The 13843-nt window shown below is 72.5% G+C and carries 5 protein-coding genes; all 5 read right to left on the minus strand.

Going from position 1 to position 13843, the window contains the following annotated elements; translation table 11 throughout:
• Positions 1-6 precede the first annotated feature (6 nt).
• The 5 genes from ACOBQU_RS02805 to ACOBQU_RS02825 all read right to left on the minus strand — a co-directional run bounded on the left by ACOBQU_RS02805 (position 7) and on the right by ACOBQU_RS02825 (position 13601).
• A complete protein-coding gene (locus ACOBQU_RS02805; RefSeq protein ID WP_423624282.1) occupies positions 7-1002 on the minus strand; it encodes an NAD-dependent epimerase/dehydratase family protein in 996 nt (331 codons plus the stop codon).
• A gap of 56 nt (positions 1003-1058) precedes the next feature.
• Positions 1059-3806, minus strand: a complete 2748-nt coding sequence (locus ACOBQU_RS02810) for an alpha/beta fold hydrolase (RefSeq protein WP_423624284.1) — start codon at positions 3804-3806, stop codon at positions 1059-1061.
• A 298-nt stretch (positions 3807-4104) separates the two neighbouring features.
• Positions 4105-5265 (minus strand): ATP-grasp domain-containing protein, encoded by a 1161-nt coding sequence (locus tag ACOBQU_RS02815; protein ID WP_423624286.1) that lies wholly within the window; start codon positions 5263-5265, stop codon positions 4105-4107.
• A gap of 489 nt (positions 5266-5754) precedes the next feature.
• Positions 5755-9894, minus strand: coding sequence for a hypothetical protein (locus ACOBQU_RS02820; protein ID WP_423624287.1), 4140 nt, complete (start codon positions 9892-9894; stop codon positions 5755-5757).
• Positions 9895-9896: 2 nt separating this feature from the next.
• Entirely contained in the window at positions 9897-13601 is a 3705-nt protein-coding gene (locus ACOBQU_RS02825) for a hypothetical protein (RefSeq protein WP_423624289.1), read from the minus strand.
• Positions 13602-13843: the final 242 nt, after the last annotated feature.

Raw genomic sequence — 13843 nt, forward strand, 5'->3', positions numbered from 1 at the left:
CGCATGTCAGCTCCGTTCGCCGTCGGCGGCCGTACGGGGTCCGGCGGGGGCCTGGCCCCCGGGAGGCTCGGCGGCCAGGTGCTCCTCGATGCGGTCGCGGTACTCCTCGAACAGCTCGGCCAGGGTGCGGGCGAGGCCGTGCCGCCAGCCGACGGCGCAGTCGCCGATCAGCTCCCGGCGCAGGGTGTGGTCGAACAGGGCGGTGGCCCGGCTGCGGTCGCCGCGGTCCAGGCGGACCGGCACTCCGGTGAGCGACGACATGTACTCCAGGAGGTCGGTCATGCCGACCTCCTCGTCCCCGCCCCAGTTCACCACCTGGGCGCGCGTGCGGGCCGCCGCCCACAGCAGCGGCACCTGCCGGACGACGTCGTCGGTGTGCAGCGGGTTGCAGTAGTTCTGGCCCTCGCGGGGGACCGCGCACGGCTGTCCCTTGAGCATCTCCCGGAACAGGATCACGGGGACGCCGCCGTGGCCGTACGGCCCGTAGGCGATGTTGAGCCGGGCGATCACCGACGGCAGGCCCAGCGTCTCGGAGAGACCCCGCACCACGCCTTCGACGGCGAACTTGGCGATGGGGTACGTCGGCAGCCATGGCGTGGCCCCGCCCAGCGGGTCGCTCTCCCGGTAGCGGTGCAGGGGGTCGGCCCGGTCGTAGACCACTCCGGACGACACGTACAGGAAGGCCTCCGCCGAGGCACAGTGCGTCATCAGCTGCGCCGTGCTGACGGAGTTGATGCGCATGGTGCCGTCGAAGTCCCCGCTGTCGCCGCGGTGCACCGCCGAGTGCAGTACGTGGGTGAAGTCGCGCGGCAGTCCGTCCAGGTCGCCGTCGGCCATGTCCCAGACGAAGGTGCGGGCGCCCCGCTCCTCCAGTTCCTTGCGGGCGGCCGGGTCACCGAAGCGGCCCAGGCACCACACCTCGTTGTCGGCGGCGAGCGCCTCGGCGACGGGTCGCGCGACCTGTCCGGTGCCGCCGGTGATGAGAATCTTCCTACCTCGCATGTTCTGGCTCCTGGTCGTGTCGTCCGTTGCCGCTGCCCGTCCTCGATCCCGCGAGGTCAGTCGAGCGCGCGGTCCAGTGCGCGGCGCAGCGTCGCCTGGAAGGTCTGGACGTGCTGGGGGCTCATCAGGGTGTAGTGCTCGCCGTCGACCTCGGTGTACTGGTTGGGGCGGCGGGTGAACGCGTCCCACTGGCGGAGCTGGTTGTCCAGCCACTCCTGCTTGGTGCCGCGCAGCGGGGTGCAGTAGAAGACCTGGACCCGCTCGACCGCGCCGGAGGGTTCGTAGGTGCGGCCGAGGTGCACCATGTTCTGCGCGAGGTGCACCCAGGCGGTGAACCGCTCGACGTTCAGGTCGAGTTCGGTCAGGCGGCGCTTGGGGGCCTGGTCGATCAGGTGGGCCAGCTGGTCGGCCTCGGGCAGGGGGCGCAGCCGGGCGGTGAGGGCCTCGATGTCGGCGGCGTCGATCAGTGCGAGGAACAGGGCCAGGTTGATGGCGCCGTCGGTGAAGGTGATCTCGTTCATGCGGCCGGAGATGCTGGGCGGCAGATTGAAGACGCCCACGAACCTCACCTCGTCGCCGTCGGCTTCGAGCCGCTTGGCGATCTCGAAGGCGACGGCCCCGCCGTAGGAGTAGCCCGCGACGGCGTACGGTCCGCGGGGCTGCGTGCGGCGGATGGCGTCGGCGTACGTGGAGACCATCTCGGCGAACGACCCGAAGTGCGTCTCGCCCTGCCCGAACCCGCGGGCCCGCAGCGCGTAGAACGGCCGCTCGCCCGTGAAGTACTGGGCGAGGTTGACGAACACGAGGACTTCGCCGAGGCCGGGGTGCACGCAGAACAGCGGGGTGCCGTCGCCGGTGACCTGGAGCGGCACCAGCGGGTCGTAGGCGGCGTCGCCGCCCGCGCCCTGACCGCCGGTGAGCCGGGCGGCGAGCGCGCGCACGGTCGGGGCCTGGAGGAGCGTCGCCATCGGCACGTCGGCGATGCCGAACGCCCGCTGGATCTCCAGCTTCAGGCGGAGCACGTCGAGGGAGGTGCCGCCGAGGTCGAAGAAGCTGGCGGTCACCGGGACCTTCGCCGTGTCCAGGACGCGGGCGTAGACCTCCGCGAGGACGGTCTCGGCCTCGCCTTCCGGCGGTTCGGGGGCGCCGAGGAAGCGGGTGGTGACCTCGTCGGCCCGGCGGGCGGCGGCGGCCAGTCGGCCTTGTTCGACGGCGGTGCGCAGGCGGCCGCGCTGGACCTTGCCGAGGTTGCCGCGGGGGATCTGGTCCTCGGCGACGGGCAGGATCAGCTGGGGGCGGAACCCCCAGTGCATGATGGTGGAGCTGCGGATGGCGACGAGCGCGCGGTACACGGCTGTGTCGTCGGCGGGGTCGCCGGAGGGCACGAAGGCGACGGCCAGTTGCTCGGAGTCGGCGCCCTCGGGCCGGATCGGGAAGGCCGCGATCTGTCCGCGCCGTACGTCGCCGAGTTCGTCGAGGGCCGCTTCCAGGTCGTGGCTGTAGTAGTTGACGCCGTTGACGATGATGGAGTCCTTGGTGCGGCCGACCAGGCTCAGGCGGCCGTCGGCGTCCAGGCGGCCCAGGTCGCCGGTGCGGAACCAGCCGTCGGCGGTGAGGGCCCGCCCGGTGGCCTCGGCGTTGGCGAAGTAGCCGCCGGTGACCATCGGCCCGGACAGCTGCACCTCGCCCACGGCGCCCGCGCCGCTCCCGCCCGGCGCGTCGGTGGAGGCGAGGACGGTGCCGTCGTCGTCGGTGACGCGGATGCGCAGGCCGCGCACGGGGTGGCCGAGCGGCGGGAACTCCGTGTCCAGGTCGCGGGTGGTGAACTCGCGGTTGAAGACGCTGCCCGCGCAGGTCTCGGTCATCCCGAACGCGGGGACGACGACGTCCTCGCGCAGCCCGTAGGGGGCGAGGGCGGCGAGGAAGTCGCGCACGGTGGCGGTGACGGTGGCCTCGCCGCCGGAGATGATGTGCCGCACCTCCGACAGGTCGAGGTCCGTCCGCGCGGGCGGGCGCCGGGCGAGGGCCTGGTTGATCTGCCCGAACAGGAAGTTCGGGGTGAAGGTGACGCGCACCCGGTGGGCGGCGAGCAGCCTCAGGAACTCCACGGGGTCGGCGAGGACGGTCGCCGGTGTGGCCATGACCTGGTCGGCGCCGCCCCACATCGGCAGCAGATGGGCCTCGATGGCCGCGATGTGGTCGGTGGATATCCAGTTGAGACCGGTGTCGTCGGGCCCCAGGTCGAGGGCTCCGGCCTTGCCCGCCTGGGCGGCGAGCAGGTTGGCGTGGGTGAGCCGGACGGCCTTGCTCGATCCGGTGGAGCCGGAGGTGAGCATCAGCAGGGCGAGGTCGTCGGGTGCGGGCGTCGGGCGTGCGGCGGGCCCGGGCGTGCCGTGGCTCAGCTCCTCGACGGTGACGGTGCGCAGTCCGAGGTCGGGCAGGTCTCCGTAGGTGTCCTTGGTGGTGACGACGAGGGGGTCGGCCAGGAGCTGGCGCAGGTGCTCCAGCTGGGGCCGCCAGCGGGAGGGGTCGGAGGGCGGTGCGACCGGGCAGGGCACGAGCCCGGCGAGGACACAGCCCCAGAAGGCGCGGAAGAACGGGTCGGGTTCGGGTGCGGCGATCAGCACGCGGTCGCCGGGGCGCGCGCCCTGGCCGCGCAGCCCGCCGGATACGCGCTCGGCGCTCTCGCGCAGTTCGGCGTAGGAAAGGGCGGGGCCTTCGACGAAGGTGATGCCGCGCGTGGTGTCACGGGCGGCCTTTTCCAGGAGCTGCGGCAGGGTCGAAACCGTGGTGTGTTCCGGCATGGGAAAGAGACCTCCGATGGGAAGGGCGCAAAGGCGCCCTCGATGTCCATCACGGATGGGGTTGAGGAGATTCCGGTGGCGCGGCGGGCCCTGTTCCGGGGCGCGGCCGACGGCAGGGCGCTGGCGGCCGCTCATGGCGGGCGCGCCGGGCCAGTTCGGCGCGGAACCCGGAAACCGCGCCGGGCATCGTTTTCCGCACGGTGAAACGGTGAATCGGTGCGACGGTGAAAGCGTGCGCGGTCGATGACGGGCGGCGACGGACGGGCGCCGTGACGCGGTCAGGACGGAATCTGTGACCTCATCCGAGTTCGTTGAAGCGCACGATGTCTTCGATCGTCTTCTGGAGCCTCAGCTCGTCCCGGTCGGACACGATGGCCTGTCCGACGCGGCCATAGGGGCCGACGGGTGCGTCGGGCGACGAGTCGTACTGGATCTCATCAAAGTGGAAGGCGCGTTCAAAGTCCTGCTGCGTCAATTTACGGCCGCTGGAGCGGCGCAGAAGAAGATAGCCGTAGAAACGGTCAGGGGTGTGGTCATGTAGGTGTCGGGTCACTCCTTCGCCGAGGGCGAGGCTGATTTCCACGTCGAACAGGTCGACGCCGTGGGTCAGTCTGTTGACGTCCGGGGACAGCGCCCCGGGCAGGCGGATGGCGCACTCGCCGAAGGTCAGTCCCGCGTCCTCGGCGAACACCTCCAGGTGGAACACGCAGTCGGGGGCGCCCAGGCCGCCCAGCGCGTGCCGGGCGAGCGCCTCCGTCTCCTCGAACAGGGCCGGGTGCAGCCGCTTGTCGAGGACGTGGGCGGCCAGGACACCGCCCTGGGCGGCGGTCAGCGGCGAGTGGTGGTACCGGGTCATGGAGGACCAGCGCAGCTCGCCGCCGGTGAACACCCCGTCCATGTAGACCTCCGGGGCGTCCACGAAGGACTCGGCGACGACCTCCACGTCCGACTGGTCGGGCAGCACCTTCAGGGCCTGCTCGTACTCCTGCTGGGAGCGGACGACATTGGTCCGTAACGCGCCCGCTCCGGTGGCCGGTTTGATGACGAAGACGTCGCCCAGTTCCCGGGCGAGCTGGGCGTACGGCAGACCCTTGGGGACGTGGCGGCAGCGGGCTCGTCTGATGTGCGGCGGCAGGCCGCTCTTCTGAAGGCACTTGTCGCGGAAGTAAAGCGTCTTCTTGGAGTCCGCGTTTCCCGGAAGGCCCAGTTGCTGGCGGAGATAGGCGGCGCCGAACACGCCCATTTCGTGGACGGTGAGCGCCCCGGCCACGTCGTCGAGTCCGGCGGCGAGCACGGCCCGGAGTATTTCCTGGGCGTTCTCCATGTCGGTGACGTACGCGTATCTTCGCTCCGGGGGCGGGGCCGCGGGTGACTGCACGAGGTAGAACGGGTCGAGACCGCGGCGGCGCACCGCTTCGTCCAGGTCTTTCCGGTATCCGATGACAATCAGCGTTGGCACTCTTGCATCCCCCGAATGACAGCGGCCAAACCAGCGAGTGGTTCTCTGACGGATCTGCTCTCGGTATGACAGGACGTGCGTGGAACATGCTGCGATCGGTTACTTTAAGCCAAGGCATTCATGGGCATCGTGCCACACGCAAACGCCGGTGGGGACAGGACGAACCATGATCCTTTACAGGGGAAGACGTGACATCGATCACAAGTAAAATTCTTCTCTGGACAAGAACGGAACCAGCTGTGGCATTTCTGGCCATCGGGGGGTTTTCGCCGTATTGATCATGTCCGCACATGCCCCGGGAAACACCCCGGTGACTCACCCGCGAACGCCTCTGGCGGCCACCCCTGGAACACCTCGGGCGGCCACCCGTGGAACACCTCGGCCGACCGCCCGCGCACTCCCCGGAACACCGCCGCCGCGTCCGCGCGCCGCCCGCCCGCACCCCCGCCGCTCGGGCGGGCTTACGGGCGGGCGGGCGGCGCGCGGACGCTACGGCGCGAAGTCGATCCGCCCCAGCAGGCCGACGTTCAGGGCGAAGTAGTCGGCGTGCACCAGGCGCCGGGCGGCGGGCACCCGCGCGCCGTCGACCGTCAGGGTGTCGGTGGCCGTGTCCTGGTCGGCGCGGTACAGCTCGTACTCCTGCACGAGCAGCCGGTAGAGGCTAAGCACCTGCCCGGTGGGCGCGGTCAGGCCGCCGGTCCACACGAATCCGCCGCCCTCGGCCCGGCAAGCCAGCTCGACGGGCGCCCCCAGCGGCTTCCAGTCCATGTCGTCCTCGCCCACGCTCCCCCGGCTCTGCAGGGCGACGACGACCCGGCGGCTCGCGCCCGCGGCGGCCGCGCCCGTGCCGCTCAGCTCGCCGATCTCGTTGTACGGGGCCGGGCCCGCCATCCGCACGGTGAGCTGGTCGCCCACGCGCCGCCCGGTCAGCGTCCGCTCCGGCAGCACCTGCGCGAACTCCGCGCGCTCCACCTTCGACAGGTGGAGCGGGTCCACGGCGTACGGCTGGTAGCGGGCCAGGGCCAGCCGCAGATACGGGAAGTACGCGGGCGCCGTCCCCGCCCCGAAGTCCAGGTCCACGTCGACGTACCAAAGCCGCCGCTCCTGGTGGTAGCGCGGTGTGAACGCCACCGCGTCCACCAGGGTCGGTGCCGTGCCGGACGACTCGGCGAGCGTCAGGCCCGTCAGGCGCTCGTCCGCGTTCGGGAAGTGCGCGGCCGACGGGCGGGGCAGCACTGTCGTGTCGCCCCAGACCGGGTCCACGCCCCAGCGTGTGACGAGCGTGTCCGGCAGGGCCGTGCCCGGGTCGAGCACCACCGCGAGCATCTCGTCGTCGCCGGAGGAGAACCACGGCCGCTTCAGGTACACCCGCAGCCCCGCGGTGCGGCGCCGCTGGGTGACGCTCAGCTGCTCGCGGTCGACGCTGCGCTCGGGGCGCGTCGTCGGCACGGCGTAGGCGAACACCGGCGGTTCGGGCCTGCGGGAGCTGGGCACCGGCAGCGCTTCGGTGGTCGGGCCGAGACGGGTGACGTTGGCGCGGTTCTCGGTGAGCGTGGGGTGGAAGTACTCGCGGAAGCGCGTCACGGCGGTGGGGGTGTAGCGCACGTTGCGGTGCAGGGTGTCGCCGAACTCATGGGTGCGGGTGGTGCGTTCGACGTCGTCGGTGTACGCGAGGGTGATGTCCTCCAGGCGGGTGTGGCCGTCGATGCGGATGGGCGCGGGCCGGGCGACGTCGTCCAGCCACTCGCTCCAGCGGGCGTCCAGCTCCACGTGGCCGGTGCTCTCGGCGTGGCTGGTGAGCTGGAGGCCGATCTGCGCGGCGGTCTGCTCGGCGGTGCGCCGGGCGGTCAGCTCGGCCAGGCGCGGCGGGGTGACGGGCTTCTCGACGGCGTGCACCAGTGTGATCTCCACCCAGGGCGTGAGCATCCAGTTCTCCCCGTCGGCGCTGGCGCGGGTGACGAAGTCCCGGTCCTCCTGGGGCAGTTGGGCCCAGTAGTCGGAGGCGGTCAGCAGGCTCCACTGGCGCAGCAGCGGCAGCTTGTCCGCGGTCAGGTAGCAGCTCAGGCGGACGGCTGCGATCTCACCCTTGGGGAGGTACACCTCAAGGACGCGGTCGCCGATGCCCCACCAGCGGGGCTCGCCGGTGCCCTCCTTGACGCGGATCCGGAAGGGCTTGGCCTGCGGCCAGGGTCCGGGGAAGGGGATCTTGCGGTTCTCCCGGTCGCCGGGCAGGCCGCGCAGCATCACGCCCTCGGCCAGGACGTCCGGCAGGTAGGGCAGGATCACCTGGTCGCCGCTGTGCACCACGAACTCGCCCTGCTTCAGCTCGTGTCCGCGCCGGGGCAGCGGCAGGCGGGTGACGGGAGCGGTGTCGTGCACGTCGTGCTGGGCGATGTGGATGGTCCGCTCCAGGAGCAGGTCGTGCTCCAGGTGCGGCCACTCGGGGTCGCGGACCTTGGTGTCCAGGAACGAGCCGGACTCGCGGGAGGCGACGGCGACGTACTCCGCGCGCAGCCGCTCCGGCTTGTCCGCGCCGAAGACGGCGTCGAACACGCCGTGCTCCTCGGCCATCTGCAGGGCGGTCTTCGGCGGCGCCACGTGCCGCTCCGCCACCGGTTTGTAGCGCCGGTCCAGGTGGTCCGCGCCGGAGTCCGCCCCGTGGTCGGGGACGTCCGAGCGCAGCAGGGCGTACTCCTCGGGGGAGATGTCCCGGCCGTCGTCCGTGACGGTGGAGCGGATGACCAGGCGCTCGGTGGACTCGCCCTCGTTGAACGGCAGCAGCGGCAGCAGCACGGGCTGCGGCACGGGCTCCCAGCGGCCGTAGGTGATCGCCTCGGAGCGGACCGCGTCGGGTGTGCTGGCCGTGTGCTCAAGGCCGTTGCCCGCGAGGTCGACGACGCGGGCGCGCATCCGGTACGTACGGCCGTAGCGCAGGGCGGGCAGGGAGCCCGGCTCGGCGGTGAACTTCGTCTCCAGGGGCACGTCAGGGGAGACGGGCGGGGCGGGGGCCTGCGGTGTGCCGTCCTCGCCGATGGTCCGCCCCGGGCGGGGCGCGGCGAGGCTCCAGCCGTGCCAGCCGAACACCGCCTGGTGGCCGTACAGCTGGTTGGCGTCGGCCTCGTCCGTGGTGACGGCGCTGGCGCGGACCAGGCCCTCGTCGGGGCGGACCGGGATGGCGACGGGCGGCTGCCCCGGCCTGCGGACCGTGTAGCGGCCCCGGCGGCGCAGCAGCGAGCGCCACGGTCCGAGCGCGCCGGTCGCGGGGTCGGCGGCGGCGATGTCCACGCGGTAGCCGCGCACCAGGTCCTCGGCGGTGAGCACCGACTCCGCGGTGCTGACCCGGCGGCCCACGTCGGCGCCGATCTGGCGGGCGAGGTCCCGGTCCCGGTCGGTGCGCAGCAGGGTGATGCCCGCTCCCCGGGCGGCGGGGGTGCCGGTGCCCGCGGCCTGGTGGGCGACCGTGCCGGGGTGGGAGGGCAGGTCGGCGTGGCGCAGCGCGTCGACGCTGCGGGCGTAGTCGAGGTGCTTCAGGGCGGCGCCGTCGACGTCGAGTTCGGTGAGGTGCCAGGTGTCGGGGGCGCCGAGGTTCAGCATTCGCCCGGTGAGCAGGCCCGAGGTGCCGGGGGCGGCCTCGAAGGCGCTGCCGCGGACGAGCCGGACCTTCGTCCAGGGGCAGCGGGCGGCGGTGTTCAGCTCGGCGGCGTCCGGCAGGCCCAGGTCGAACCGCACGCGCACGCGGGCCCCGTCGGCGGCCTGGGCGGGCAGGGTGAAGCGCAGGTCGACGACGAGTCCGAACCGGCGCTGCAGCTCCGGGTAGTCGCCGAGGAGCCCGCACGCCTCGTGGAAGTCGACGACGTGGTCCTCCTCCGCGGCGAGCGCGGCGGCCGGTGCCGTGCCGCGCTCGTAGAAGCGGGCCGCTTCGGCCAGGGGCAGCATGCGCCGTGCGTTCTCGTCGGTGTAGACGGCGCTGGCGCGGTTCATGGTGCGCGGGGTGTGGTCGTCCGCCGCGGCGGCGTGCGGGTCGTCGCCGTGGGGGCGCAGGGCCTGTTCGACCTTCTTGAACCCGGCGTCGATGTTCGCGCCGACGGCGAGGACCTGCTCGGAGACGATGTCAGGGAGCACGTACAGCGGGGGGAGTTCCCAGCCGCGGTGGTCGGTGGGCGGCTCCTCGCACAGCAGGCTCTCCTGGCGGGCCCATTCGCCGCCGACGCGGCTGCGCGTGGTGTACACGGCGACGGCCTGGTACACGTCGGTGACCTCGTCGTGCACCATCTTGCCGGGGAAGGAGCGCAGGGTGCGGGGTCCGGCCGCGGCGAGGGTCGTCGGCGGCGGGGGCGGGACGACGGGCGTGCCGTCGTGGAACAGGGACTGCCACACGCTGAGGCTGGCCTCCGGGTAGCGGCCGGTCGGCTCGTGGTCGGTGACGACGGCGTGGGCCGGTCCGTCGAACTCCAGGCGGAGCGCGGGCAGCAGGGTCTGGGCGAGCTTCTCCGGCCACCTGGAGAAGTACGAGGACTCGCGCAGCGTGCTGATGCCGGTCAGGGCGGGGCTGACGAGCACGGACACCTGGACGGTGTCGCCGGAGACGACGCCGTCGGGGAGGACGGTCCACCGGATGCTGTCCACCATGGTCAGTCCACCTCCGCGAAGGCCGTGCAGTAGTCGAGGACCGGGTCCACTCGGCGGCCGGTCACGGGGTCGTCGTACGGCGACATGAGGTCGGTGAAGGACGGCGGGGCGAGCTGCGGGGCGGGCGCGGCGCCCGCGAAGCCGGAGAGCTGCCCGCTGCCCGCGAACTTCCGTTCGCAGCGGATCGTCACCGACTTCTCGAAGAAGCCGATCTCGATGCTGATGGTGAGCTTGGCGCGGCCGACCGCGTAGCCGCCCTCGTAGCCGAGTTCCAGGTACAGCTCGATGGAGGCGGAGACGATGCCGAGGACGTCGACCTCGCCGCGGGCCCGCAGATAGCCGACGAGTTTGACCTTGGGCCGGGCGGGGCGGCCGGGTTCGCGGACGACTTCGAGCCGGAAGTAGACGCCCGCCATCACCGACAGGCTGCCGCTGGCGACGCCGAAGTTCATGGACACGGCGGCCCCGAACTCCAGGGCGCAGTCCAGGACGGCGATCTCCTTGGGGGTGAGGACGATGCCGAAGTAGCCGCCTCCGCCGAGCATCGACACGGTCAGGCGGAACGGCGCCTCGCGGCGGCAGAAGGAGAATCCGGCCTGGAGCGGGGTGTTGCCGATGAACGGCACGGACAGGCTCGCGTTGAGCGAGAGGTTCTCCAGGCTGAAGACGCCGACGGCCGCGTTGGGCAGCTGCATCGAGTAGTTCGCGTGGATGCCGGTGGTGTCGACGGTGAGCGCGGGCGGGTCGCTGAAGCCGTCGAGCGGGATGAGGTTGCGCAGGGTCTGGATGAAGGCGAGGTGGCCGATGAAGTCGACCCCGGCGAACTTCACCTCGACGTCGGGCTTCTGCCCGGCGCGCATGGTGAACCGGATCCGGTCGAAGTTCAGTACGAGGGCCGGGAAGTCGGGCACCATGCGCAGCTTGAACCGGTCGAGGGTGCAGGTGACGTCGGCGGCCTGCGGCACGTCCGGGCGCAGGGAGCCGCGCAGGTCCGTGACGAGGGTGAGTCGGCCCTGCGGCCAGAACACCGCGTCCTCCTCGCGCCGCGGCGGGGCGCTCCGGCCCGGTGTCCACGCCGTGATGTCGGGCTGCCACTGGAGGCGGGAGTGGACGACGTCGGGCAGTTTGGCGCCCTGCGCGGCCAGCTGGATGGCCTGTTTGAGGGCGACGGCGTCGCCGACGCCGTTCTCCCAGGTCCCGACCTGTTCGGCGACCTTGGTGAGCACCTGGCGGACCCCGGCGTCGACGGCGGCGGGCAGGTGGAGGCGCAGGTCGGCGAGGGCGGCGGAGAACGCGTCGAAGGCGTTCTCCACGTCGCGGAACGGCGTCGGGGTGGGCGCGCCCTCCAGGTGGCTGGTGAGGTAGGCGACGAGGACCTGGGTGAAGGCCGTGGCGGTGGCGACGACGCGCTGGACCCGGTCGGCGGTCTCGGGGAACCGCTCCTGGACGGAGGCCAGCAGGTCGCGCAGTCCGCGCAGGTCGTTGAGGAGTCCGGTGACGGCGTTGACGGTGGCGGTGAGGAACTGCGGTGCCTTCAGCTTGTCGAGGCCCGCCTCGCTGAGGATCTCCTTGAGCGGGAACATCCCGAACAGCAGCGCGTCGAGGACCGTGCCGAAGTAGTCGGCCGGGTTGAAGGTGCCCTGGGCGAGCTTGGCCCATTTGTCGACGGGGCCCGCGGCGGGGCCGAGCGGTGCGGCGGTGGTGGCGGCGACCGGGCCGGTGAGCCGGGACAGGCCTGCGACGGCGAAGTTCGGCTGGGCGAGGGCTCCGGCGCTCTGGCCGCCGCCGCGGAAGGTCAGGTCGAAGGGGGTGACCAGTTCGATGAACACCTGGCCCTTGTTGGCTTCGCCGAACTCGCCGTCCACGTACGGCTGCGGGTAGAGCACGGACTGCGGCTGGTCGCCGCCGGAGCCGGTGCCGAAGCGGGCGAGCGCGGGCACGACGGCGCGCGCCCAGCGCACGGTGGGCAGGTACCGGGGGTGGTCGGCGGGGTCGAGGCCGAGGATGGCCGGGGTGGTGGTGGCGCCCCAGACGAGCTGCCCGGTGGTCAGGGTGGTGTCGTCGGGCCGGTTGCCCGGGGCGTAGGCGAGGGGCTGGCCGCGGAGGTCCGCGACGACGCACCGCGTGTCGCGCTCGGTGAGGTCGGGCGGTCCGGCCGTGGGGGTGGCGAGCCTGCTGTTGTAGCGGGCGATGACCGCTTCGACCTTGGCCGGGTCCTGCTGTACGAGGTGTCCGACGAACGCCATGGGCGTGCGGAACTCCAGGAGGCGGCCGTCGCGGTCGGTCGTGCTGACCTGGAACAGGAACGGGTCCTCGCCCGTGGTGCCGGGGAAGAACACCAGGCCCTCGTCCGGCTTTCCGGGGACGGGGTCGAGCAGGGTCTTCGGTTCGAGGAGGTCGGGGGTGACGAGGGTGAGCAGCCGGACGCTGTCGAAGGGGAAGAGGCGGTGCAGGCGCTTCTGGTCGCCGATGTCCTCGGGCCGTCCGTACCGGCGTACGGGTTCGCGGACCATGACGAAGTAGCGCTGGGTGAGGTAGGCGGCCTGGTCGGGGCGGCCGTGGTCGAACTTGCGCTCGGTGACCTTGACGAGTTCGGCGAGGTGGCCGAAGGGGAAGAGCCGCCCGCGGTACTGGACGCGGACGTAGTGGTCACGGCCGAGGGCGGCGCGGTGCCGCCACTGGGTGACGTCGAAGTGGGGGTGCGGCCGGTCCCAGCGGCCGAGGGAGTCGAGCCAGCCGCCCAGGGTGGACAGCATGAGGTGGTCCACGCCGATGGGGCGGGGTGTGAACGTGCCGCCGGGCAGGTTGGCGTTGGCGGACAGGTGCACCACGGACGACCGGTCCTTGCGGTCGAGGGCCATCCTGAACTCGTTGCCGCCTTCGCTGAGGGGGTGCGGGTCGGCGGGGTCGAAGCCGGGGTCGCGGGTCCATACGGCGCGGGCTTCGGCGGCCAGCATGCGGGTGTGCCACAGTTCGACGCGGCCGCCGGGGTCGGGCAGCGCGGTGGTGTGCGTCCAGGTGGCGGTGGCGGGTGGGGACAGCAGCAGCCGGTAGGGCAGTTCGATGCCGGTGCGGGGGTTGTCGGGGTCGGCGAGGGGGTTCTCGGGGCCGGGGGCGAGGGCCGGGGCGGGGCCGGTGGCCGCCGGGTCCTCGGCGGCGTCGCCCGGGTCCGGCGCGGTGAGGATCCCGGCGTCGAAGGGGCCGTGCGGGCCGTGGCGCGCGGCGAGTTCGGCGGCGGTGCGGGCCAGGCGCAGCGCCTGGAAGGCGTCGTCGGGGCGGTCGGTCAGGAGCTGGCGCAGGCTCGTGGCGGCGGCTGGTGCGCGGGCGGCGTCGACGACGCGCAGCGGGAGCGTGCGCATGGCGGTGAGCAGCCCGGTTTCGGTGTACTCGATGGTGTCGTCGGGGCCTACGGCGAACACGAGGACGCTGCGGCCGCCGATGCGGGAGGCGACGGGCGGGGGTTTGTGGGGTTCGTTGCCCGCGGCGTCGGGGATGCCGGGGCTGACTTCGAAGAAGGCCTGTTCGGCGACGTGCTGGGGGCCGAAGGTGACGACGAGGTGGGCCGGTTGCGCGGGGTCCTGCCGGATGAGTCGGCGGGGGCCGAGCAGGGGCCGGTCCAGGCGCAGTCCCAGGAAGCGGAAGTGGAGGTCGAGCAGGTCGGTGGCGCGAAGCAGCCGGTAGGGCTGGGGTGGTGGTGGCGCGGCCATGGGTTCCCCCGGTGACGAGTCCGCGGGCCCCGCGCGCCATGGAGCTGGCTCGCGGCGGGCCGCGGTGGATGTCCGGAACGTGCGGGAGGGGCGGAGTCGTCGGCGCGTGAGCCGGTCGCCCTTGGGGTGGTGGAGTCGCGTGTGCCGAGGCGCGGCGGGCATGCCGGGGCGCGCGGACTCCGCGGTGAGGGTGGCGCTGCGGTGAGGGGTGGCGCTGCGGTGCGCTGACGCGGTCTGGGGCG

The sequence above is a fragment of the Streptomyces sp. G45 genome (genome assembly GCF_049542095.1).
Classification (GTDB): Bacteria; Actinomycetota; Actinomycetes; order Streptomycetales; family Streptomycetaceae; genus Streptomyces.